The sequence below is a fragment of the Paraburkholderia sp. BR13444 genome, assembly GCF_040948755.1.
Taxonomy (GTDB): domain Bacteria; phylum Pseudomonadota; class Gammaproteobacteria; order Burkholderiales; family Burkholderiaceae; genus Paraburkholderia; species Paraburkholderia youngii.
Genome location: NZ_JBFPKM010000001.1, coordinates 533,697 through 556,025, shown reverse-complemented (window position 1 = coordinate 556,025; position 22,329 = coordinate 533,697). Strand labels below are relative to the sequence as shown.

Below are 22,329 nucleotides of genomic sequence, written 5' to 3'. Positions count from 1 at the left end.
TGCTTGCTATCTATGCCGGGCCGGCCTGCCGTGCGCGGTCACAGACGCTCGAAAACCGCCGCGATCCCCTGGCCGCCGCCGATGCACATCGTGACGAGCGCATAACGCCCGCCGATGCGCTGCAGCTCGTACAGCGCCTTCACGGTGATCAGCGCGCCGGTCGCGCCAATCGGATGGCCTAGCGAAATGCCCGAACCATTCGGATTGACCTTGGCCGGATCGAACCCGAGCTCCTTGCTGACCGCACAGGCCTGCGCGGCGAATGCCTCGTTGGCCTCGATCACGTCGAGATCGGCGACCGTCAGACCCGCCCTCTCGAGCGCCTTGCGGCTCGCTGGCACCGGCCCGATGCCCATATACGCCGGATCGACGCCCGCATGCGCGTACGACACGAGCCGCGCCAACGGCTTCACGCCGCGCCGCTCGGCGACGCTGCGCTCCATCAGCACGACGGCCGCGGCCGCGTCGTTGATGCCCGACGCGTTGCCCGCCGTCACCGTGCCGTTGTCCTTCACGAACACCGGCTTCAGCTTCGCGAAGTCTTCCGCGGTTGCGTTCAGCCGCGCGTGCTCGTCGGTGTCGAATACGACGTCGCCCTTCTTCGACGCGAGCGTGATCGGCAGAATCTGTTCCTTGAAGTAGCCGCTCGTGATCGCGTGAGCCGCGCGACGGTGCGATTCGAGCGCGAGCGCGTCCTGCGCCTCGCGCGAGATGTCGTACTTGCGCGCGACGTTCTCGGCGGTCACGCCCATATGGATCGACTGGAACGGATCGTTGAGCGCGCCGACCATCATGTCGACCAGACGCGCATCGCCCATGCGCTGACCGAAGCGCGCGGCCGGCATCGAGTACGGCGCGCGGCTCATGTTTTCAGCGCCGCCGCCGATCGCGATATCAGCGTCGCCGAGCAGCACGCTTTGCGCGGCCGACACGATGGCCTGCAAGCCCGAGCCGCACAGCCGGTTCACCGTCAGCGCGGGGGTATGCTGCGCGACACCGCCGTTGATCGCCGCGACGCGCGCGAGATACATGTCTTTCGGCTCGGTGTGCACGACGTTGCCGAACACGACGTGCCCGACTTCATCGCCCGACACGCTCGCGCGCTCGAGCACTTCGCGCACGACGCGCGCGCCGAGATCGGTCGGGGCAAAATCTTTCAGGCTACCGCCGAACGTGCCGATTGCCGTGCGCACACCGCTTACCACCACTACGTCCCGTTGCATCGCTTGCCCCTCCTGTTGTCTCCAGTTCGCCTGGATGATTGCGCCAACGCGGGCCATGCTGCGCCGCGCGCGGCTTACGTAATATCTAACCCGCCAGCAGGCGCTCGACGGTCTCGCGCGACGGGATCGGCGCGACCGCGCCATAACCTTGCGTCGACAGCGCGGCGGCGACGTTCGCGTAGCGCGCGGCGGCAAACGGATCGTCGCCCGCAACGATGCGCGCGATGAATGCGCCGCCGAAGCAGTCGCCGGCGCCGGTCGCATCGACCGCATCGACGACGTGACCCGGCACGACGCGTCGCTCGTTAGGCGTCGCGATATACGAGCCGTCCTTGCCGAGCTTCAGCGCGACCACGCTCGGCCCGTGCGACAGCAGAAAATCGACGATCTCGTCGCGGCCGGTCAGCCCTGTCAGTTCGGTGACGTCGTCCCAGCTCGGCAGGCAGATGTCGGTCTGGCGGATCGCCTCGAGCATCACCGCACGCGCCCGCGCGAGCGGCCACAGCTTCAGACGCAGATTGGTATCGAAGCTCACACGCACGCCATTCGCGCGCGCATGCGCGATCGCCTCGAGCGCGGCGTCGCAGGCGCTGACGCTGATCGCGAGACTGATGCCGGACAGATGAACGACCTTCGCCGCCGCGAGCGCGTCGCGCGGCAGATCGGCGGGCGCATAGCGGCTCGCCGCCGAGCCCGCGCGCAGATAGTCGAACGCATGGCCGTTGGGGCCGTGAGACACGAAATAGACGCCGGTCGACGCTTGCGCATCGATGCGCACGAACGACGTGTCGACCTGTTCGCGCTCCCACAGATCGACCAGCAGGCGTCCGAAATGATCGGCGCCGACCGCCGACACGAAGCCGGTCCTCGCACCTTGGCGCGCGGCCGCGATGCAGAAGTTCGACGTGTCGCCGCCGAAGCCTTGCAGGTAGTTCGGCTGATCCTTCGCCGACTGGTTGAATTCGATCATCGCCTCGCCGAGCGCGAGGATGTCCGGTGTTTGAGCTTCAGGCCGTGCGGCCGCGCCGAGCGCCATCGCTTAGACCTCACCCCACAAATCGTGGCCGTCCGCGCCGGTGATCTTCACCGACACGAAATCGCCGACCTTGTAGCGCTTCGATGCTTTGGTAGACGGTGCGATATAGACGACGCCGTCGATCTCCGGCGCGTCCGCCGCGGTGCGGCCGATGCCGCCGTCCGCGTTGATCTCGTCGACCAGCACCTTCAGCGTCTTGCCAATCTTCTTCGCGATGCGCTTCGCCGACACCTGCTCGGCCACTTCCATGAAGCGCGCCCGACGTTCCTCACGTACTTCGTCGGGCAGCGCGCGGTCGAGTTCGTTCGCGCTCGCGCCTTCGACCGGCGAATAAGCGAAACAGCCAACGCGATCGAGCTCCGCCTCGCGGATGAAATCGAGCAGCGTCTCGAACTGCTCTTCAGTCTCGCCCGGGAAGCCGGCGATGAACGTGCTGCGGATCGTCAGATCCGGGCAGATCTCGCGCCATGCCCTCACGCGCTCCATCACCTTCTCGGCGTTGGCCGGGCGCTTCATGCGCTTGAGCACTTCCGGATGCGCGTGCTGGAACGGCACGTCGAGATACGGCAGCACATGGCCTTTGTACGGACCCGCGGCCATCATCGGAATCACTTCGTCGACACTCGGATACGGATACACGTAATGCAGGCGCACCCACGCGCCGTATTGCGCGGCGAGTTCGCCGAGCGCGGCGACCAGATCCGTCATGCGCGTCTTGATCGGCTTGCCGTTCCAGAAACCGGTGCGGTACTTGACATCGACGCCGTAGGCGCTCGTGTCCTGCGAAATCACGAGCAGTTCCTTCACGCCGGACTTGAACAGGTTCTCGGCTTCGAGCATCACCTCGGCGACCGGGCGCGACACCAGATCGCCGCGCATCGACGGGATGATGCAGAACGTGCAGCGATGATTGCATCCTTCGGAAATCTTCAGGTACGCGTAGTGGCGTGGCGTGAGCTTGACGCCCGCTGCAGGCACCAGGTCAACGAACGGATCGTGCGGCTTCGGCAGATGGCTGTGCACCGCCTGCATCACCTCGCCGACCGCGTGCGGGCCGGTCACCGCGAGCACCTTCGGATGCACTTCCTCGATCAGACCAGAACCGCTCGCGCTCTTCTTTGCGCCGAGGCAGCCGGTGACGATCACCTTGCCGTTTTCGTTGAGCGCTTCGCCGATCGCGTCGAGGCTTTCCTGCACGGCTTCGTCGATGAAGCCGCAGGTGTTGACGACCACGAGGTCCGCGCCGTCATAGGTGCCGGAGATTTCGTAGCCTTCGGCACGCAGCTGGGTGATGATCTGCTCGGAATCGACGAGGGCCTTGGGGCAGCCGAGGGAAACGAAGCCGACTTTCGGCGTGGCGCCCGGCGCGGCCGGAGCGTTCGAGGGGGTGGAAGACATGGGGAACCGCTTGAAGACGTTAAACCCTGAATTGTAGCGGTTCGCCACCGCCACCGCTCGTAAGTCTTTGAATTCTAGTCTTCAAACGGGGATGGGTTCAGCCGGTTCGGGTTGATTCAGCTCGCTATTTTCGTCGCTGAAAACTTGCTCACGCGTTGGCGCCGATGCGCCTGCGGCCGCCAGCGCCTGGCCGATCACCGTAAGAATTTCGTCAGAGTCCTGCACTCGCCGGATCGCCGCATGCAGTTCGGCCGCTTGCGGCCAGGTCCGCTGCAGGTAGCTGAGCCACTGCTTGACGCGGCCGTGCTCATGGGTCAGCGAGCCGTGCGCCCGCAGCTTGTTCAGGTAGCCGACGATCGAACCCAGCACCTGCGGCCATTCGTCGGCCGACGCACACGGGTCCATGAGCCCGCGGATTCGCTGCGCGAGGAATGGGTCCGACACGGCGCCGCGGCCAATCATCACGTCCGTGCAGCCGCTGACCGAGCGGCAGCGCTGCCAGTCCGCGACTGTCCAGACCTCGCCGTTCGCGATGACGGGCACATCGACGGCGTCGTCGATATGCGCGACCCACTCCCAGTGCGCAGGCGGCCGGTAGCGGTCGTCGCGCGTGCGCGCATGCACGACGAGCGAGGCCGCGCCGCCGTCCACGAGCGCCTGCGCGCATTCGATCGCCCGCGACGTGTCGGATACGCCGAGGCGCATTTTTGCGGTCACCGCGATATCGGCCGGCACCGCGGCGCGCACGGCCGCGACGATCTGGTTCAGCAGCTTCGGGTTAGCGAGCAGCATCGCGCCGCCGCCATGCTGATTGACCACTTTAGCGGGACAGCCGAAGTTCAGGTCGATACCGTACGGCGACAGCGTGGCCGCGTACGCGGCGTTGCGCGCCATCCACTCGGGATCGCTGCCGAGCAGTTGAATCACCATCGGCGTGCCGCTGGCGGTCACGCTCGCGTGCAGGATCTCGGGCGCCTCGCGCTCATAGACGCGCGTCGGCAGCATCGAGCCCGTGATGCGGATGAACTCGGACACGCAGCCGTCGAAAGCGCCCGCGCTCGTCAGCACGTCGCGCAGCACGTAGTCCGCAAGCCCTTCCATTGGGGCGAGAAACAGCCGGCTCATGAGGATGTGGGTGAACGGCGGATCAGCGAAGAATGATCCGTGCGGCCTTCACAACGGAAGACACGGACGCGATCAGGGAGACGGTCTGAAACATAAGGCGGGTCCAGCGGAAGGAAAACGATAACGGCGCTAGCAGCGATGTGCCGGCAGAGGGACGCAACGGACCTTGAACCGCGGCCTGAATCCGGTTCCGACGGAAAAGCGTCCCCACGCGCGGGCCGGTATTGTAGCGCGTCGGTGGCTGCGCAATCGTGCGAGCCATCTGGGAGATTGGCAACGGAGCGGCGGGATGCCAACGCTACGCCGACGGCCACGAGCTGGCTCAGCCAGGTCGCGCGATCCCGTTGCAGCCATGAAGGTCGGCTTCGCGTCCGCGGGCTACCCCCGAAGCCCTCGTCGACCCGAGTGGACCTCGCCGCCATTCACTCGTTCACTTCTTCTCCGGCTCCGGATTGCCCTGGGGCGTAGCCGGCGCATTGCTCGCGTTGTTCGCATTGACAGCGCCGCCCGGCGTGAACGGGAACGTGGCGAACATGGTCTTCGCCTGGTTCTGCATCTGCTCCTGCATTTGCACGAACATGTTCTTCGACTGCTCGATATAGCTGGTCATCATGCCCTGCATCATCGGCGCCTGCATGTTCATGAACTGCGACCAGACCTCGGGGTTCATCGCCTTGCCTTCATAGAGATTCTTCGACTGGTCTGCGAGCTTCGCCTGAATGTCGATGAAGGCCTGGATGTTCTTCTCCAGATACGTGCCCATCATGCCCTGCATCGCATGACCGTAGAACCGGATGATCTGCGACAGCATCGACGACGAGAACATCGGCAGGCCGCCGCTCTCTTCTTCGAGAATGATCTGCAGCAGGATTGAACGCGTCAGGTCCTCGTTGCTCTTGGCATCGATCACCTTGAAATCTTCCTGATCGAGCACGAGCTGCTTCACATCAGTCAGCGTGATGTAGGTGCTCGTCTCCGTATCGTAGAGCCGACGATTCGGATATTTCTTGATCAGTCGTTCGGCCGTTTTCTTTGTAGTAGTAGTCATGTAACGCCTTTAAGCTCGAGTTAAGCAAACGCGGAAACGGCGTCCGGGCTGTGCGATCGAATCGATTGCGCAGCCGGGACGCCGGGGAAACCGTCTGAGCCGGAGCGCGCCGCCATCCGGTCCGGCGCGCCGATGGCTCAGCCCATATGCAAGCCGCCGTTCAGCGAAAAATCTGCGCCGGTGGCGAAGCCCGATTCGTCCGACGCGAGCCATGCGACGATCGAGCCGATTTCGTCCGGCTGACCGAGGCGGCGCACCGGAATCGTCGCGACGATTTTTTCCAGCACGTCCGGGCGGATGGCCTTGACCATGTCGGTGCCGATGTAGCCCGGCGACACGGTGTTGACTGTCACGCCCTTGGTCGCGACTTCCTGCGCGAGCGACATCGTAAAGCCGTGGATGCCTGCCTTCGCAGTCGAATAATTGGTTTGGCCGAACTGGCCCTTCTGGCCGTTCACCGACGAAATGTTGATTACGCGGCCAAAGCCACGCTCGACCATGCCGTCGATCACCTGCTTGGTGACGTTGAACAGGCTCGTCAGGTTGGTGTCGATCACCGCGGTCCAGTCTTCGTGCGTCATCTTGCGGAACACAACGTCGCGCGTGATGCCGGCATTGTTGACCAGCACGTCGATCTCGCCGACTTCGGCCTTGACCTTGTCGAACGCGGCCTTGGTCGATTCCCAGTCGCCGACGTTACCCTCGGAGGCGACGAAGTCGAAGCCAAGCGCCTTCTGCTCGTCGAGCCACTTTGCACGGCGCGGCGAATTCGGGCCGCAGCCCGCGATCACCTTGAAGCCTTCCTTGTGCAGACGCTGGCAGATGCTGGTGCCAATGCCGCCCATGCCGCCCGTTACGTACGCAATTCGCTGTGTCATAAACCACACTCCGTTATCGTTGTCGAGGCGCCTGCCGGCGGCCTCGTGCCTCGCCTGATGCTGGTTCACGTTGCCGCCGGGTGCCCGTCTGGCAATGCGCGCTGCCGCCCCGAGTCACCTGTTGCAGCGCAGCGCGCCGCACCGCCAGTTGGCGTGCGGCGCGGCCAGATGGCTGTGCCGGCGAAGGCCGCGCGCGAACGGTCGCGGTCGCGCGCGGCATACCCAGCGTACTTTAAACTCGCTCGACCGCGAGCGCGACACCCATGCCGCCGCCGATACACAGCGACGCCAGACCCTTCTTCGCATCGCGCTTCTGCATTTCGTGCAGCAGCGTAACGAGAATCCGGCAGCCGGACGCGCCGATCGGGTGGCCGATCGCGATCGCGCCGCCGTTCACGTTGATCTTCGACGTGTCCCAGCCCATCTGCTTGTGCACGGCGAGCGCCTGCGCGGCAAACGCTTCGTTGATTTCCATCAGGTCGAGGTCGGCCGGCGTCCAGCCCGCGCGCTCGAGGCAGCGGCGCGAAGCCGGCACCGGGCCCATGCCCATCACCTTCGGATCGACACCCGCGTTCGCGTACGCCTTGATGCGCGCGAGCGGCGTGAGGCCGAGCGCTTCCGCTTTCTTCAGCGACATCACGAGCACCGCGGCCGCGCCGTCGTTCAGGCCCGACGCGTTCGCCGCCGTGACCGTGCCTTCCTTCGAGAACGCCGGCTTCAGGCCCGCGAGCGATTCGGCCGTCACGCCGTGACGCACGAATTCGTCGGTGGCGAAGCGCAGCGGCTCGCCCTTGCGTTGCGGAATCTCGACCGGCACGATTTCGTCGTTGAAGCGCCCTGCCTTCTGCGCGGCTTCCGCCTTGTTCTGCGACAGCGCCGCGAACGCGTCCTGCTGCTCGCGCGTGATGCCGTGTTCCTTCGCGACGTTCTCAGCCGTCACGCCCATGTGGTACTGGTTGTAGACGTCCCACAGGCCGTCGACGATCATCGAGTCGATCAGCTTCGCGTCGCCCATGCGGAAACCATCGCGCGAACCCGGCAGCACGTGCGGCGCGGCGCTCATGTTTTCCTGGCCGCCTGCGACGACGATGTCCGCATCGCCGGCGATGATCGCGTTGGCCGCGAGCATCACGGCCTTCAGACCCGAGCCGCAAACCTTGTTGATCGTCATGCCGGGCACGGCCGACGGCAAACCCGCTTTGATCAGCGCCTGACGCGCGGGGTTCTGACCGGAGCCCGCCGTCAGCACCTGGCCCAGGATAACTTCGCTCACCTGTTCCGGCTTCACGCCGGCCCGTTCGAGTACGGCGCGCACCGCGACCGCTCCGAGTTCAGGTGCGGCAACCTTCGCCAGCGACCCACCAAACTTGCCCACTGCAGTACGAGCGGCCGATACGATCACAACATCAGTCATTTCCATATCCTCAGGGCATCCCGGCAAACTGCGCCGCAGCCCGTTACGTTAAAAATCGCGTCGCAACTTGCGTTGCTCTCACGCCTTCATCAACCAGACGCTCATTCGCCTGCCAAACACCTTTGCACCGGCCGACTGCACAGCAACTTCGGACGCGCGCGTCGGCCCGTGCGTGAAACCTACTCCCTCTGCCGCACGTAGCGGCCCGGCGCCGGCTCGATGACCGGGAATTCATCGGAGCCCAGCGTGGCGCGCGGCTTCACCTTCTTGCCGCCGTACTGATCGAGCCAGTCGGTCCATTCGGGCCACCAGCTGCCGGGCACTTCCGTCGCCGCTTCGAACCATTCGTCCGCGCTTGCGGGCAGCGTCTTCGCGTCGCTCTCGAGCTTCCAGAAACTGCGCTTTTTCTTCGCGGGCGGATTGATCACGCCGGCGATATGACCCGACGCGCCGAGCACGAACTTCAGCGGTCCCGTGAGCAGCGGCACGGACGCGTACGCGGTTTGCCACGGCACGATATGGTCTTCTCGCGAACCGTAAATAAAGGTCGGCACGTCGATCTTCGACAGATCGATCGGCTCGCCGCAGCTGCTCAGCGCACCCGGCTCGCGCAGCTTGTTCTCGAGATACGTGTTGCGCAGATACCAGACGTACATCGGCCCCGGCACACTGGTCGAGTCGCTGTTCCAGTACAGCAGGTCGAACGGCACCGGCGTGCGGCCCTTCAGGTAGTTGTCGACGACGTAGTTCCATACGAGGTCGTTCGGACGCAGGAACGAGAACGTGTTCGCGAATTCGATGCCGCGCATCAACCCCGGCGGCGCACCGTTCTTGCCGCCGATGGTCTGTTCGCGCATCTGCACGTGCGCCTCGTCGACGAACACGTCGAGCACGCCCGTGTCGGAGAAGTCGAGCATCGCGGTGAGCAGCGTCATCGACGCGGCCGGATGTTCGCCGCGCGCCGCGGCCACCGCGAGCGCGGTGGCGAGCAACGTGCCGCCGATGCAGAAGCCGAGCGTATTGATCTGCTCGCGGCCGCTGATCTGGCGCACGGTGTCGATCGAAGTCAGCACGCCCTCGGCGATATAGTCGTCCCACGTCTTGTGCGCGATCGACTGATCGGCGTTGCGCCACGAAATCAGGAACACCTGGTGGCCCGAATCGAGCCCGTGCGCGACGAGCGAGTTTTCGGGTTGCAGGTCGAGGATGTAGTACTTGTTGATGCACGGCGGCACGATCAGGAGCGGCCGCTCGCGCACGGTCGCCGTGCGCGGCTTGTACTGGATCAGCTGCAGCAGATCGTTCTCGAACACGACCGAGCCTTCGGTGTTCGCGAGGTTCTCGCCGACCGCGAAACGCGATTCGTCGGTTTGAGAAATCTTGCCGCGCTGCATGTCGCCGAGCAGGTTCATCACACCCTGGCGCAAGCTCTCGCCCTTGCTGTCGAGCAGCGTTTTCTGCGCTTCGGGATTCAGCGCGAAGAAGTTGCTCGGCGAGGCCGCCGCGGTCCACTGCTGGACCGCGAAGCGAATGCGCTCGCGGGTTTTCGGCTGGGTATCGAGCGCGTCGACCATCTGCTGCAGATAGCGCGCGTTCAGCAGATACCACGCGGCGGTGAACGCGTAGGCCGGCGCCTGGCTCCAGGCGTCCGCGCTAAAGCGCCGGTCCTTGAGCTCGGGCGCCTTGATCGCCGACGTGGTGGCCTGCTGGATCAGTTCCATCGCCTCGCGCGAATAGTCGGTTTGCAGCTTCTGCAAACGCTCGGGCGGAATCGCGGCGGTGGGAATGTTGAGCCCCGGCAGCGCGCCGACGGCCAGCTTGCTGAAGTCGGGCATGCCGGGAAATGCCGGGATTTGCGGAAAGCCCGCCGTGATCTGCGCGAGGTCCGGCATCTGCGGCATTGAAGGCATCTGGAATGCCGCGCCATTGGGCGGAGCGCCGAACGAACGCCAGGCGTTCATCCAGGCGTCGAGAAATTGCTGCATGCCTGCGGCCGACGATGCACCGCTCGTACCGGCCTGCTGCGTCTGCTCCTTCGAGGAGTCCGTGCTGGGGGAAGCTGAGGAATGAGATGCTGCCATGCCTGCTTTTGACCGGTAAGTCCTTGCGGACGGGTTGAGAGGCAGGTTCGTGCGCACGGAGCGATTGCTCGCGACTTCGTCACACCCTGCCTCATGAACGAGGAGGAGCTTAGAAGGAACATTCTTGCTCCCCATCACAAGGCATGTCAATGCTTGTTCCCGATTTTGCCGCGGTGCGATATTTTTTTAATTATCGTTTTCCCTGTATGGCAAATCGCGCTTTTGCGAATAAATGTTCCATGCCGCACGCAGATCGAAAAAAGTCCAACGGCGCATGGCACTTAAGTGTATTTATCCGTTCGCTCGCCCACAGAGCAGGCGGGGGATTCGCGCTATCTGCAATCCTTCCGGCAGTGCAACAAAAAATGTGCTTGAAGGCCGGGGGAAGGCCTTCAGTGACGGACCTGCCGTGCCATTCGTGAATCTCGAACCGGTGCGCATTCACGCAGAATCAAACCACCGTTCGATTCTAAAAATATGACGAGATGCACGCGCTACCCAGAATTAATCGGCAATTGATTGCGCCTGTTCGTCGATCCAGATCAACGCGGCCATACGGCCGGTTTCGCGGTCACGGCGATACGAATAGAAGCGCTCGCGCAGTGTGACCGTGCACAGGTCGCCGCCGCTGATACGCGTAAGGCCGAGCCGCTGCATGCGCAAGCGCGCCAGCGCCGGCAGATTGGCGAGATATTTGCCGGCATTCGCGGGATGCGCGACGAACGCCTTCGCGGTCGCATCGCGTTGTGCGCCGTCGACATCAGTCATGAAGGCGTCACGGACGTCTGCACCGACTTCGAACGCGTTGGGCCCGATCGACGGTCCGAGGTACGCATGCAACTCGGCGGCCGGCACGCCCGCCAGCGCCGCGACCCGCGCGGCGGTCTGCTCGACGATGCCCGCCGCGAGTCCGCGCCAGCCGGCATGCGCGGCGCCGACCGCGCGCCCCGCTTCGTCGCACAACAGCACCGGCATGCAATCGGCCACCATCACGACGCACGCGATGCCCGCGCGATCGGTGACGCTCGCGTCGGCGCGCGCCGGCGCGCCATGCTCGCGCGCGTGCGCGACTGCATCCTCGGCGCGCACGATGCCGGCGCCGTGAATCTGTTCAAGCCACGCGGTTTCGCGAACACCGGTCAGCGCGACGAGCCGTGCGCGATTGCTCGCGACCGCGGCCGGATCGTCGCCGGTCTTCATGCCCAGGTTCAGCCCGCCGGGCTGGTCAGCGCCGTCGCGCCAGCGGCCGAACGGCGCGTCGCTGACGCCGCCGTCGCGCGTGGTCACGAGCGCGCGCACGCGCGGCGAGACGTTCCATGCGGGCTGCACGACATCGGCAAAACCCAGCTCCGGCAGATTGGCGCTCATGCGTGATCGTCCTCATCGTGGTCGCTGTCTTCATCGTACGCGCCATCGTCGAACGATGCATCGTAGTCCTCGTCATACGCGTCGTCGAACTCCCCGGCGTCGTCGCGACCGAGGCCGAGCGCGGCCGACAATGCCTCGATGTCGGCCGGCACGTCGGCGCGCCATTGCATCGAGCGGCCGGTCTTCGGATGGATCAGGCCGAGCCGCCACGCGTGCAGCGCCTGGCGCGCGAAGCCGTCCGGCAGCGGCGTGACCGAGCGCTTGCCGCGCGCGCGTCCATAGACGGGGTCTCCGAGCAGCGGATGACCGATATGCGCGCAATGCACGCGAATCTGATGCGTGCGCCCGGTCTCCAGATCGCAGTGGATCGCCGTGACCGGCTGACGCTGCCAGATCGCCGCGGCCACGCGCCGAAAATGCGTGCGCGCCGGCTTGCCGGCCGCGCCCGTCACCACGGCCATGCGCGTGCGCTCGCGCGGGTCGCGGCCGATCGGCGCGTCGATCGTGCCTTCGTCGGGCATGTTGCCCCACACGAGCGCGAGGTAGCGGCGCTTGACCGTGCGCGCCTGCAACTGACGCACGAGGTCGGTCTGCGCCTCGAGCGTGCGCGCGACCACCATCAGTCCCGAAGTCTCCTTGTCGAGCCGATGCACGATGCCCGCGCGCGGCAGACCCGCCGCGGCCTCGCCATAGCGGTGGAGCAGTCCGTTCAGCACGGTGCCGCTCCAATTGCCGGCCGCCGGATGCACGACCATGCCGGCCGGCTTGTTGATGACGACCAGCGTGTCGTCCTCGTAGACGATCTCGAGCGGCACCGGCTCGGGCGTGAAGGCGAGCTGCTCGGGCAGCAGATCGGGCACGAGCTCGATCGTGGCACCGAGCGGCACCGGCTGGCGAATCTTCGCCGGCTGGCCGTCGACACGCACCCGCTGCGCCTCGATCCAGCTTTGCAGACGGCTGCGCGAGAACTCCGGGAATACTTTGGCGAGCACCTTGTCGAGGCGCTCGCCGGCCAGTTCGTCGGGCACCACGACGCTGCGCGGCGCCTCGTCGGCCGCGCGCACGGGCACCGGCGCCGCCGTGGCCGCGGAGCCTTGCGGACCGCTTTCGGCGAGTGCGTCGCCAGCGAAATCGTCATCGAGGGAATCGACGCCCAACGCGTCGGCCGGGTCGGCGCTTACGCTATAATCTTTGTTGCTATTCCCGGCGCCTGCGGTGCCTGGAGTATTTGAGCGGGTCATTGAATCTGGGTCACCTGGACGTAAAGCTAGACTGGAAAATGCGAGCCTTGAACACCATCACTGAAGCGGCGATCAATTTGGCGGCCATCAAGAAGGCGGCCCGGAAAGTGGCCGGATACATTGCGTGCGCCGCGGCCGTCGTCGCTGTTGCGGCTTGCCACGGCCTGCCGGAGAAGACCGACGAAACGGCAACGTGGAACAACAACAAATTATATACGGAGGCGAACGACGCCCTGACCGGTGGTGACTGGGGCAAGTGCGCGAAGTATTTCGAGCTGCTCGAAGGCCGCGACCCGTTTGGCCACTTCGCCCAGCAGGCGCAGATCAACGTCGCGTACTGCAACTGGAAAGACAACGAAAACGCCGCCGCCGACCAGGCCATCGACCGCTTCATCCAGTTGCACCCGGATCACCCGGACATCGCCTACGCGTATTACCTGAAGGGCATGATCCACTTCAATGACGACCTCGGTCTGTTCGGCCGCTTCTCGGGCCAGGACATGAGCGAGCGCGATCCGAAGTCGCTGCGCGAGTCGTACGACGCGTTCAAGGTCGTGGTGGACCGCTTCCCGAACAGCAAGTACGCGCCGGACGCTGCGCAGCGCATGCGCTACATCGTGAATGCGCTGGCATCGCACGAAGTCCACGCGGCGGACTACTACTACCGCCGCGGCGCCTATGTCGCCGCGATCAACCGCGCGCAGCTCGCCTTGCGCGAGTACAAGAACGCGCCGGCCATCGAAGACGCGCTGCACATCATGATTCTGTCGTACGAGAAGCTGAACAACCACCAACTCGCTGACGATACGCGCCGCGTGCTGGCCGGCACTTTCCCCGACAGCCCGTACGTGACCGGCCACGCACGGCCCGGCACGGCGAAGTCGTGGTGGCAGTTCTGATTCCCCACGCGCCGACGGCACACTGACCGTCGTCTGGAAACGAAAACGCCACGACCTCGGTCGTGGCGTTTTCGTTCGTGCGCGCCGCGAGACTCAATCGCGCTCGAACAACGCAATCGATTCCACGTGCGACGTATGCGGGAACATATTGACGACGCCCGCGCCCACCAGCCGATAGCCGGCTTCATGCACGAGCAGCCCGGCATCGCGCGCGAGCGTGCCCGGCGCGCACGACACGTAGACGATGCGCTTCGGCAGCGGCCCGTTGCCGCTCTGCGCAATCTCCGCGAGCGCCTTCGCGATCGCGAGCGCGCCTTCGCGCGGCGGATCGACCAGGAACTTGTCGAAGTGGCCGAGCGCGCGCAGGTCGTCGGCGGTGACTTCGAACAGATTGCGGCATGCGAACGACGTATGCCCGGCGACGCCATTGAGCTCCGCGTTCGCGAGCGCGCGCTGGGTCAGCACTTCGCTGCCCTCGATGCCGACCACTTCCCGCGAAATTCGCGCGAGCGGCAGCGTGAAATTGCCGATCCCGCAGAACAGGTCGAGCACGCGGTCCGTGCGCGCCGGCGCCAGCAGGCGCAACGCGCGGCTCACCAGCACACGGTTGATCGCGTGATTGACCTGGGTGAAATCAGTCGGCTTGAACGGCATGCGGATGCCGTATTCCGGCAGCGTGTAGTCGAGCTGCACGTCGAGCGGATAGAGCGGCGTGACTGTGTCGGGACCACCCGGCTGGACCCAGAACTGCACCTTGTGCTCGTCCGCGAACTCGCGCAGCACCTGCTCGTCCGCGGCTGTCAGCGGTTCGAGGTTGCGCACGACGAGCGCGGTGACCGAGGAGCCGACTGCGAGCTCGAGCTGCGGCATACGGTCGTAGATCGACAGCTTGCGGACCATGAAGCGCAGCGGCATCAGCATCGCCGACACATGCGGCGGCAGCACCTCGCAGGTCTTCATATCGGCGATATAGCTGCTCTTCTTCTCGTGAAAGCCGACGCGCATGCCGCCGCGCTCCGGCAGATAGCGCACCGCGAGCCGCGCGCGATAGCGATAACCCCAGGACGGCCCGTGAATCGGCCGGAACACCGTTTCGGGGCGCAGCTTCGCCAGATGCTGCAGGTTGTCCTCGAGCACGCGCTGCTTGACCGCCACTTGCGCGCGCATGTCCAGATGCTGCATCGAACAGCCGCCGCAGATGTTGAAGTACGTGCATTTCGGCGTCGTGCGGATCACGCTTTCGCGGAACACCTGGATGACTTCGGCCTGCTCGAATTTCGGCTTGCTGCGATGCGTCGAATAACTGACGAGTTCACCCGGCAGTGCGCCCTCGACGAACACAACCTTGCCTGGCGTGCCGTCTTCACTCGCGGTGCGGCCCACGCCGCGCGCTTCCATATCGAGCGAAACGATTTCGATGACCGGTTCGTTGCCGGTAATAACGGGCGCCGGCGCCGGGGCGTGCGCCTTCGCATGCTTCGATGAGCGCCGCGGCGAGCGACGTTGGGGGGCAGTTCGGGACACCTGCGGACTTCCTGACAAACTATGGGGAAAGGCGAGATTGTAGACCAAGCGCCGAGCCTGCCAGCGGCGTGGTCTGGACCACGCCCGGAGCGCGTGGACATCGCGGCCCCGATTGCGGCGCGGGGCCCCGGCGGACGCGCTACTCGCGCGCCGTTACGGCTCGAACGCCGCCAGATACTCGGCCCACTGTGGCGCGGTTTCCAGCGCCAGCGCATTCTTCACGAGGTTGATCTCATCAGCATACTCCGACGGCGAAAAGCCGCCGCGCATCAACTGGAAGCGGCAATACAGCAGGTACGTATTGACGACGTCGGTCTCGCAGTAATTGCGGATTTCCTCGATGCGCCCTTGCTGGAACGCCTGCCACACCTGACTGCCGTCCATGCCCATCTTGCCCGGAAAGCCGCACATCTTCGCGAGCGCGTCGAGCGGCGCGTTCGCGCGCGCCTGGTACATTGCGAGCACGTCCATCAGGTCGGTGTGGCGCGCGTGGTAGCGGCTGATGTAGTTGTTCCACTTGAAGTCGCGGTCGTCCTCGCCGAGATCCCAGAACCGGTAGGCCGGGATGCCGTTGACGAGCGCGCGATAGTTGAGCACCGGCAGATCGAATCCGCCGCCGTTCCACGACACGAGCTGCGGCGTGTACTTTTCGATCACGCGATAAAACGACTGCACGAGCGTCGCCTCGCCGTCCTCGGGCGTGCCGAGCGAGCGCACGCGAAAACCGTTGTTGTCGCGGAACACGCAGGAAATCGCCGCGACCCGTTGCAGGTGATGCGGCAGAAAATCGCTGCCGGTTTTTTCGCGTCGCGCGGCGAACGCATGCTCGGCGACATCGGCGTCGCTCATCGACGCGGGCAAATCTTCAAGACGGCGGATGCCGGCGACATCGGGAATCGTCTCGATGTCGAATACAAGAATCGGTGTCATCAGGTCAGAGAACGGCGTCTTTGCGGACACCGTTTGAGGCGAAGAAGCGCTTGAGCCGCACCAGTGCTTCCTGTTGGATCTGGCGCACACGCTCGCGCGTAAGGCCCATTTCGTCGGCCAGCTCCTCGAGCGTGGCGGGCTCGATATGATTCAGACCGAAGCGCCGCTCGATTACATGGCGGTGCTTGTCCGACAAACGCGCGAGCCACGCGCGTGTCAGCGTTTCGAGTTCGCGATGCTGCACCTCGGCGTCTGGCGACTGGCTCTGGTCGTCCGACAGCAAATCGAGCAGGCTGCTCGCCGGATCGAGATCGAGCGGCGCGTCTAGCGACGCGGTGTGCTCGTTCAGCGCGAGGATGTCGGTGACTTCGTCGGTGGTCTTGCCGGTCAGATAGGCGATGTCATCGATGCTCGCGTCGCGGCGCTCGGCGGCTTCGCCCGAATTCATCGAGTTCTTTTCCAGATGGCGCTTCGCGCGCAACACCTGGTTGAGCTCACGAATCACATGCACCGGTAAGCGCACGGTGCGCGCCTGGTTCATGATCGCGCGCTCGATGCTCTGGCGAATCCACCATGTCGCGTAAGTCGAAAAACGGAAGCCGCGCGTCGGATCGAATTTTTCGATTGCGTGCATCAGGCCGAGATTGCCCTCCTCGATAAGATCGAGCAACGGCACGCCGCGATTCAGATAACCCTTGGCAATGCTGACGACCAGCCGCAGATTGCGCTCGATCATCACCTGCCGCGCTTCGAACTCGCCGGCCTTGGCAAGGCGCGAATATTTCTGCTCTTCCTCGACGGTGAGCAGCGGCTTCACGCTGATGCGGTTTAGATATTGCTGGATCGTGTCGGCCGTGAGTTCGGCCTGCAGCAGTGCGCGGAAATCGTCGGCGTCGGGCACGGCGTCGCCGGTGCTTTCGCGCGCGTCGGCGCCCTCGCTGTCGTCGAGGCCGCTCTGGCGTTCGTCGAGATCGCGCTCCTCGACGATCTCCTCTTCCACTTCCGAAGCGCCGCTTTCGTCCACTGCGGCGGACGTGACTTCGCTGATCGTCTCAGACTCGGCTTGCGGCGGGCGGCGCTTCGATTTCGGCATGGTCGTATCGCTTATTGCGGCGGCAAATACTTCAGTGGGTCGACTGGTTTACCCTGTCGGCGAACTTCGAAATGCAACATCACGCGGTCGGAATCGCTATTGCCCATCTCAGCGATCTTCTGCCCCTTCGTTACCGCGTCCCCCTCTTTTACCATCAAAGCGCGGTTGTGTGCATACGCGGTGAGATAAGTTGCATCATGCTTGATGATAATGAGATTGCCGTAACCACGCAGCCCATTCCCTGCGTAGACGACGCGACCATCGGCCGACGCTTTAACCGGCTCGCCTGCGGAGCCGCCGATATTGACGCCTTTGTTGGTCGAGTCGTTGAACGTGTTGAGCAGCGGACCGCGCACCGGCCATGCAAATGCTACGTTGCCCGCCGCCGCGCTGCCGAGCTCGGCGTTCGCCGCAGAGGAATTGGCCGGAGGCGCAGCTACCGCGCCGTTCGCGGGCGTACCGTTGGTCGCGCCGCCGTAGAGCGGCGGCATCGCGGCGCCGACCGCGGCCGGCGCGTTGCTGTTCAGCGGCGCGCTTTGCACCGCGCCCGTGCTGCCGATCGGCGCGGTCGACACGCCCGGCGTCATGGCCGCGGTATTCGCTCCCGGCGGCACGACGCGCAGCAGCTGGTCGACTTCGATCTGATTCGGATTGGTCAGGTTGTTCCACGTCGAGATGTCGCGGTAATTCTGGCCGTTTTCGAGCGCAATGCGGTACAGCGTATCGCCCGGCTTCACGCGATAGTAACCGGGCGGCGGCGGACCGAGCGGCACCGCCGGTTGCGCCGCGCCCTGCGCGGTGGAGAGCACGCCGCCGCCGGAGCGGTCGACGACGGGCGCCTGGTCGAGCCGGGATGCACAGGCCGTCATCAACAGGGACAAGGCGAGCACGCACACGCTGCGCTGGGTTACGGTCAGGGGGGTATTCGGGGTGGTTCTCTGCATCGCGCGCAACATACTCATCGGTGTCAAATCACTCCGGATTTTAAGGGTACAAAGAAAACGCGATCAAGCCGCGACTCGCGCCATTGCGCGGGCCCGAGGCGCTCGACCAGCGTCAGCACCTGGCTCTGTCCTTCCTGCGAGCCGACCGGCGCAACCAGACGTCCGCCGATCGCAAGCTGCTCGAGCAACGCCTGTGGAACGTCGAGCCCGGCAGCCGCGATCACGATCGCGTCGAACGGCGCCGCCGACGACAAACCGAGCCGCCCGTCGCCGTAATGCAGCCGGATATTCGGAATGCGCAGCGGACGCAGATTCGTCTTCGCGCGCTCGGACAGCGGCTTGATGCGTTCAATCGAATAAACCTCGCGCGCGACCTGGCTCAGCACCGCTGCCTGATAGCCGCAACCGGTGCCGATTTCGAGCACGGTGTTCGGCGCGCGCCCGGCGGCCGCGAGTTCGATCATCCGCGCGACCACGGACGGCTTCGAGATGGTCTGGTGGTGACCGATCGGCAGCGCGGCATCTTCGTACGCCTGAGCTGCAAGACCCGGATCGACGAACATGTGGCGCGGCACCGCGGCCATCGCGTTCAGCACACGCTGGTCGCTGACGCCATTGGCTCGCAGGCGTTCGACCATCCGTTCGCGAACCCGTTCCGAGGTCAGCGCGAGGGCGTTGTTCATCGCGCTGCTGCTTGCGCCGCCGAATGCGCCGCTCATCGCACCGGCTAGCGCGGCGTTCGACGCGGGCTTCGCGCTTTGCTGCGGTTGCGGCTGAAGTGGTGGTGTCGGACGTGCGCTGTGTGCAGACGCATGCGTCGAGGTTTTGCCTGGCTTGCCCGACGACTTCGGTGCTTGCTTGACAGGCTGCCCTGCCAATGCACCGGACAACGAGTTCGCCGTAGTCTTTGCGACTGGCGCGGCCTGCGGCTTCGGCGGCGTCCCTCCGGTGGTTCCCGTTGGCGTGCCCAACGTGGCGATCTGCGTCTTCGCCTGGGGAATCACCTGGGGTCGCGTCGCCGGCGTTGACGTTGTTTGCGCCGCAGCGGAGGTCCTCGCTTGCGCTCGTGCGGCCGCGCCGCCCTGCGTCGGTTTCGCCGACTGCTGCCGCGCATTCAACGCCGCACTCGCCGCGAGCGCCGCCGCGCGCATCTCCCCCGGACGTCCCTCGGGCCGGCGCGGTTCGCGCACCAGGTCCTCGAGACCTAGCGGAAAGCGCTTCGCGCGCTCGCCGGTCATGAACTGCCGCTCCCGGCGCGTAGCCAGTCGCGCGCCGCGGGCAGCATTTGCGTGTAGGTCAGATCGAGCTGCAGCGGCGTGATCGACACGGCGCCGTTCGCGACCGCGTGGAAGTCCGTGCCTTCGCTCGCGTCGCGCGCCTTGCCCGAGGCGCCGATCCAGTAGATCGGTTCGCCGCGCGGATTGGTTTGGCGGATCACCGGCTGCGACGGATGACGTTTGCCGAGTCGGGTGATCTCCCAGCCGCGCAGTTGGTCATACGGCAGGTTAGGAATATTGACGTTCAGCAGCGGATGTCCCGGCAACGGCTGCTCGAGATAATGCGCGACGATTTCGGCGGCAACACGCGCCGCGTCTTCGAGATGCACCCAGTCTTTGTCGACCAGCGAAAACGCGATGGCCGGCACGCCGAACATGATGCCTTCGGTGGCGGCCGCGACGGTGCCGGAATACAGCGTGTCGTCGCCCATGTTCTGGCCGTTGTTGATACCCGACACGACGAGGTCCGGCGTATGGTCGAGCATGCCGGTCAGTGCGATGTGCACCGAGTCGGTCGGCGTGCCGTTCACGTAGTAGAAGCCATTCGCCGAACGCAGGACCGAGAGCGGCCGCCACAGCGTCAGGGAATTCGACGCGGCGCTGCAGTTCTGTTCGGGAGCCATCACGGTGACGTCGGCGATCGGCTTCAGCGCTTCGTAAAGCGCGGCGAGGCCAGGCGCCAGATAACCGTCGTCGTTGCTGAGTAGGATTCGCATGCGCCGATTGTAACCGAGGAAAGATGGCACGCGAACGACATGGTCGGCGTCTCTGCATGGCGCGCACGAGCGTCGTGCGAGCCGGGTTTATTCAGGTGCGCGGGGGCTTGTGCCGAACGCAAGGATGCCGCTTTGAGTCGCAAGCCGCAGCGCAATGAATCGTACGGTCGTGCGCTTTGATTTACACTCGAAACCGTTGCGAACCCTGAACGATATGGAGCCACGATGCGTGCGATTCGCTGCAAACAGTACGGGCCGCCCGAGAGCCTGGTCGTCGATAACCTGCCGGATCTCGATCCGCCGCCAGGCCACGTCGTGATCGACGTGAAGTCCGCAGCCGTCAATTTTCCCGATGTGCTGATCATCGAGAACAAATACCAGTTCAAACCGCCGCTGCCGTTCACGCCGGGCTCGGAAGCCGCGGGCATCGTGCGCGCGGTGGGCGAAGGCGTCACGCAGTTCAGGCCCGGTTCGCGCGTGGCCGCGTTCACCGGCTCCGGCGGTTTCGCCGAACAGGCGCTCGCACCCGCCGCAGCCTGCGTGCCGCTCGACGACGATGTATCGTTCGAACTCGCGGCCGCGTTCACGCTCGCGTATGGCACCTCGCATCACGCGGTGGTCGATCGCGGCGCGCTGCAGCCTGGCGAGACGATGCTCGTGCTCGGCGCGGCTGGCGGCGTCGGCCTCGCGGCGGTCGAAATCGGCAAGGCGCTCGGCGCGCGCGTGATCGCGGCGGCATCGAGCGACGAAAAGCTCGCGACCTGCGTCGAGCACGGTGCGGACGCGACGATCAACTACAGCAGCGAGGATCTGCGCGAGCGCATCAAGGCACTCACCGACGGCAAAGGCCCGGACGTGATCTACGACCCGGTCGGCGGCGTGTATGCGGAGCCGGCGTTTCGCAGCATCGGCTGGAGGGGGCGTTATCTGGTAGTCGGCTTTGCCAACGGCGAGATCCCGAAGCTGCCGCTGAACCTGATGTTGCTCAAGGGCGCAAGCGTAGTCGGCGTATTCTGGGGCGATTTCGCGAGGCGTGAGCCGCAGCGCAACCGCGCGGCATTCGAGCAGATGACCGGCTGGATTCGCGAAGGCAAGCTCAAGCCCTATGTGTCCGCCCGCTATTCGCTCGACGACACCGGCTGCGCGTTGCGCGACATGGCCGAGCGTCGCGTGATCGGCAAGGTGGTCATCACGCCGTAGCGCATCCAATCAGGCAGCATGAAAAACGGCGCGGCGCCCAAAGGCGATTTCGGGCGCCGCGCCGCTTGCGATCCACACTCACAGCTTCTCGGTATCTCCGGTGCGCGGCTGCCACTTCATCAAACGCCGCTCCGCGATCCCGACGATCGCGTCGAGAATCAGCGCGAACGCGGTGAGCACCAGAATGCCCGCGAACACGGTGTTGATGTCGAAGGTGCCTTCGGCCTGCAGGATCAGATAGCCGACGCCGCGCGCCGAGCCCAGATACTCGCCCACCACCGAGCCGACGAACGCCAGCCCCACCGACGTATGCAGGCTCGAAAACACCCAGCTCATCGCGCTCGGCAGATAGACGAAGCGCAGAAGCTGTTTGCGGTTCGCGCCGAGCATGCGCGCGTTTGCGAGCACGACCGGGCTCACTTCCTTCACGCCCTGGTAGACGTTGAAGAACACGATGAAGAACACCAGCGTGACGCCGAGCGCGACCTTCGACCAGATGCCGAGGCCGAACCACACGCCGAAGATCGGCGCGAGAATCACGCGCGGCATCGAGTTCGCGGCCTTCACGTACGGATCGAACAGCGCGCTCGCGGTCGGCGCGAGCGCGAGCCACAGGCCGACGCCGAGCCCGATCGCGGTGCCGAACACGAACGCGAGCACGGTCTCGACGAGCGTGATCCACAGGTGCAGATAAATCTCGCCGCTCGTGAACCACTCCCAGATCCGCTGCAGCACTTTCTGCGGCTCGCCGAAGAAGAACGCCGCCTTGTTCGGATCGTCGAAATAGAACGGCGGCACCAGCGTCGGGCTCGTCAGCACGTACCACAGCACGAAGCACAGCACGAGCAGCAGCCACTGCCAGATCACCAGATTCGCCCGGTTTGGGCGCAACGTCTTCCACATGACTTTGATTGCCTCGGACGATTGTTGAATG

The 22,329-nt window shown here is 65.0% G+C and carries 19 protein-coding genes; 2 read left to right on the top strand and 17 right to left on the bottom strand.

The genetic code is table 11. The annotated features are described in order from the left end of the window. Positions 1 to 38: 38 nt before the first annotated feature. The 10 genes from bktB to AB3X95_RS02460 form a co-directional block, all read right to left on the bottom strand. The gene (gene bktB, locus AB3X95_RS02505; RefSeq protein ID WP_368620583.1) at positions 39 to 1,223 is read right to left on the bottom strand and encodes a beta-ketothiolase BktB; all 1,185 of its coding nucleotides are present in this window, start codon (positions 1,221 to 1,223) and stop codon (positions 39 to 41) included. 85 nt (positions 1,224 to 1,308) lie between these two features. Next, positions 1,309 to 2,259: a sugar kinase gene (locus tag AB3X95_RS02500; protein WP_176119879.1), complete on the bottom strand. Its 951-nt coding sequence runs from the start codon at positions 2,257 to 2,259 to the stop codon at positions 1,309 to 1,311. A gap of 3 nt (positions 2,260 to 2,262) precedes the next feature. Beyond that, positions 2,263 to 3,657, bottom strand: a complete 1,395-nt coding sequence (rimO, locus tag AB3X95_RS02495; protein WP_368620582.1) for a 30S ribosomal protein S12 methylthiotransferase RimO — start codon at positions 3,655 to 3,657, stop codon at positions 2,263 to 2,265. An 81-nt stretch (positions 3,658 to 3,738) separates the two neighbouring features. After that, positions 3,739 to 4,782 carry a tRNA dihydrouridine synthase gene (locus tag AB3X95_RS02490; protein ID WP_368620581.1) on the bottom strand — a complete coding sequence of 348 codons (1,044 nt, stop codon included), beginning with the start codon at positions 4,780 to 4,782 and terminating at the stop codon, positions 3,739 to 3,741. Positions 4,783 to 5,212: 430 nt separating this feature from the next. Next, on the bottom strand, positions 5,213 to 5,830 hold the full coding sequence (gene phaR / locus AB3X95_RS02485; RefSeq protein ID WP_176108638.1) for a polyhydroxyalkanoate synthesis repressor PhaR: 618 nt from the start codon (positions 5,828 to 5,830) through the stop codon (positions 5,213 to 5,215). 137 nt (positions 5,831 to 5,967) lie between these two features. Continuing rightward, entirely contained in the window at positions 5,968 to 6,708 is a 741-nt protein-coding gene (locus AB3X95_RS02480) for a 3-ketoacyl-ACP reductase (RefSeq protein WP_176108639.1), read from the bottom strand. A 232-nt stretch (positions 6,709 to 6,940) separates the two neighbouring features. Continuing rightward, positions 6,941 to 8,122 (bottom strand): acetyl-CoA C-acetyltransferase, encoded by a 1,182-nt coding sequence (locus AB3X95_RS02475; protein WP_176368882.1) that lies wholly within the window; start codon positions 8,120 to 8,122, stop codon positions 6,941 to 6,943. A gap of 179 nt (positions 8,123 to 8,301) precedes the next feature. Beyond that, positions 8,302 to 10,107: a class I poly(R)-hydroxyalkanoic acid synthase gene (gene phaC / locus AB3X95_RS02470; protein ID WP_176120112.1), complete on the bottom strand. Its 1,806-nt coding sequence runs from the start codon at positions 10,105 to 10,107 to the stop codon at positions 8,302 to 8,304. A 600-nt stretch (positions 10,108 to 10,707) separates the two neighbouring features. Next, positions 10,708 to 11,571, bottom strand: a complete 864-nt coding sequence (gene pgeF, locus AB3X95_RS02465; RefSeq protein ID WP_176368881.1) for a peptidoglycan editing factor PgeF — start codon at positions 11,569 to 11,571, stop codon at positions 10,708 to 10,710. Beyond that, positions 11,568 to 12,812 (bottom strand): RluA family pseudouridine synthase, encoded by a 1,245-nt coding sequence (locus AB3X95_RS02460; protein ID WP_368620580.1) that lies wholly within the window; start codon positions 12,810 to 12,812, stop codon positions 11,568 to 11,570. The genes pgeF and AB3X95_RS02460 overlap by 4 nt, the downstream gene beginning before the upstream one ends. A gap of 38 nt (positions 12,813 to 12,850) precedes the next feature. Between AB3X95_RS02460 and AB3X95_RS02455 the strand changes: the two genes are divergently transcribed. After that, positions 12,851 to 13,711 carry an outer membrane protein assembly factor BamD gene (locus AB3X95_RS02455; RefSeq protein ID WP_176119884.1) on the top strand — a complete coding sequence of 287 codons (861 nt, stop codon included), beginning with the start codon at positions 12,851 to 12,853 and terminating at the stop codon, positions 13,709 to 13,711. A gap of 93 nt (positions 13,712 to 13,804) precedes the next feature. On the opposite strand, the gene rlmD is transcribed toward AB3X95_RS02455, so the two are convergent. From rlmD to surE, 6 genes are all read right to left on the bottom strand, one after another. Further along, a complete protein-coding gene (gene rlmD, locus AB3X95_RS02450; protein ID WP_368620579.1) occupies positions 13,805 to 15,235 on the bottom strand; it encodes a 23S rRNA (uracil(1939)-C(5))-methyltransferase RlmD in 1,431 nt (476 codons plus the stop codon). Between the two features lie 153 nt (positions 15,236 to 15,388). Next, positions 15,389 to 16,165 (bottom strand): 3'-5' exonuclease, encoded by a 777-nt coding sequence (locus tag AB3X95_RS02445; RefSeq protein WP_176108645.1) that lies wholly within the window; start codon positions 16,163 to 16,165, stop codon positions 15,389 to 15,391. A gap of 4 nt (positions 16,166 to 16,169) precedes the next feature. Beyond that, positions 16,170 to 17,258, bottom strand: a complete 1,089-nt coding sequence (rpoS, locus tag AB3X95_RS02440; RefSeq protein WP_368620578.1) for an RNA polymerase sigma factor RpoS — start codon at positions 17,256 to 17,258, stop codon at positions 16,170 to 16,172. A gap of 11 nt (positions 17,259 to 17,269) precedes the next feature. After that, positions 17,270 to 18,220, bottom strand: a complete 951-nt coding sequence (locus AB3X95_RS02435) for a peptidoglycan DD-metalloendopeptidase family protein (RefSeq protein ID WP_176368878.1) — start codon at positions 18,218 to 18,220, stop codon at positions 17,270 to 17,272. Positions 18,221 to 18,225: 5 nt separating this feature from the next. After that, positions 18,226 to 19,440: a protein-L-isoaspartate(D-aspartate) O-methyltransferase gene (locus tag AB3X95_RS02430; protein ID WP_368620577.1), complete on the bottom strand. Its 1,215-nt coding sequence runs from the start codon at positions 19,438 to 19,440 to the stop codon at positions 18,226 to 18,228. Continuing rightward, positions 19,437 to 20,195 (bottom strand): 5'/3'-nucleotidase SurE, encoded by a 759-nt coding sequence (surE, locus tag AB3X95_RS02425; RefSeq protein ID WP_176368876.1) that lies wholly within the window; start codon positions 20,193 to 20,195, stop codon positions 19,437 to 19,439. Before surE ends, AB3X95_RS02430 begins: the two co-directional genes overlap by 4 nt. 225 nt (positions 20,196 to 20,420) lie before the next feature. Between surE and AB3X95_RS02420 the strand changes: the two genes are divergently transcribed. Next, on the top strand, positions 20,421 to 21,395 hold the full coding sequence (locus tag AB3X95_RS02420; protein WP_368620576.1) for an NADPH:quinone oxidoreductase family protein: 975 nt from the start codon (positions 20,421 to 20,423) through the stop codon (positions 21,393 to 21,395). Between the two features lie 78 nt (positions 21,396 to 21,473). On the opposite strand, the gene AB3X95_RS02415 is transcribed toward AB3X95_RS02420, so the two are convergent. Beyond that, positions 21,474 to 22,298, bottom strand: a complete 825-nt coding sequence (locus tag AB3X95_RS02415; RefSeq protein ID WP_176108650.1) for an ABC transporter permease — start codon at positions 22,296 to 22,298, stop codon at positions 21,474 to 21,476. Positions 22,299 to 22,329 lie beyond the last annotated feature (31 nt).

Excerpts from the sequence above, each read along its gene's own strand:
- bktB (WP_368620583.1), bottom strand. The coding sequence starts at position 1,223 with ATGCAACGGGACGTAGTGGTGGTAAGCGGTGTGCGCACGGCAATCGGC.
- AB3X95_RS02500 (WP_176119879.1), bottom strand. The coding sequence starts at position 2,259 with ATGGCGCTCGGCGCGGCCGCACGGCCTGAAGCTCAAACACCGGACATC.
- rimO (WP_368620582.1), bottom strand. The coding sequence starts at position 3,657 with ATGTCTTCCACCCCCTCGAACGCTCCGGCCGCGCCGGGCGCCACGCCG.
- AB3X95_RS02490 (WP_368620581.1), bottom strand. The coding sequence starts at position 4,782 with ATGAGCCGGCTGTTTCTCGCCCCAATGGAAGGGCTTGCGGACTACGTG.
- phaR (WP_176108638.1), bottom strand. The coding sequence starts at position 5,830 with ATGACTACTACTACAAAGAAAACGGCCGAACGACTGATCAAGAAATAT.
- AB3X95_RS02480 (WP_176108639.1), bottom strand. The coding sequence starts at position 6,708 with ATGACACAGCGAATTGCGTACGTAACGGGCGGCATGGGCGGCATTGGC.
- AB3X95_RS02475 (WP_176368882.1), bottom strand. The coding sequence starts at position 8,122 with ATGACTGATGTTGTGATCGTATCGGCCGCTCGTACTGCAGTGGGCAAG.
- phaC (WP_176120112.1), bottom strand. The coding sequence starts at position 10,107 with ATGCAGCAATTTCTCGACGCCTGGATGAACGCCTGGCGTTCGTTCGGC.
- pgeF (WP_176368881.1), bottom strand. The coding sequence starts at position 11,571 with ATGAGCGCCAATCTGCCGGAGCTGGGTTTTGCCGATGTCGTGCAGCCC.
- AB3X95_RS02460 (WP_368620580.1), bottom strand. The coding sequence starts at position 12,812 with ATGACCCGCTCAAATACTCCAGGCACCGCAGGCGCCGGGAATAGCAAC.
- AB3X95_RS02455 (WP_176119884.1), top strand. The coding sequence starts at position 12,851 with ATGCGAGCCTTGAACACCATCACTGAAGCGGCGATCAATTTGGCGGCC.
- AB3X95_RS02445 (WP_176108645.1), bottom strand. The coding sequence starts at position 16,165 with ATGACACCGATTCTTGTATTCGACATCGAGACGATTCCCGATGTCGCC.
- rpoS (WP_368620578.1), bottom strand. The coding sequence starts at position 17,258 with ATGCCGAAATCGAAGCGCCGCCCGCCGCAAGCCGAGTCTGAGACGATC.
- AB3X95_RS02435 (WP_176368878.1), bottom strand. The coding sequence starts at position 18,220 with ATGAGTATGTTGCGCGCGATGCAGAGAACCACCCCGAATACCCCCCTG.
- AB3X95_RS02430 (WP_368620577.1), bottom strand. The coding sequence starts at position 19,440 with ATGACCGGCGAGCGCGCGAAGCGCTTTCCGCTAGGTCTCGAGGACCTG.
- surE (WP_176368876.1), bottom strand. The coding sequence starts at position 20,195 with ATGCGAATCCTACTCAGCAACGACGACGGTTATCTGGCGCCTGGCCTC.
- AB3X95_RS02420 (WP_368620576.1), top strand. The coding sequence starts at position 20,421 with ATGCGTGCGATTCGCTGCAAACAGTACGGGCCGCCCGAGAGCCTGGTC.
- AB3X95_RS02415 (WP_176108650.1), bottom strand. The coding sequence starts at position 22,298 with ATGTGGAAGACGTTGCGCCCAAACCGGGCGAATCTGGTGATCTGGCAG.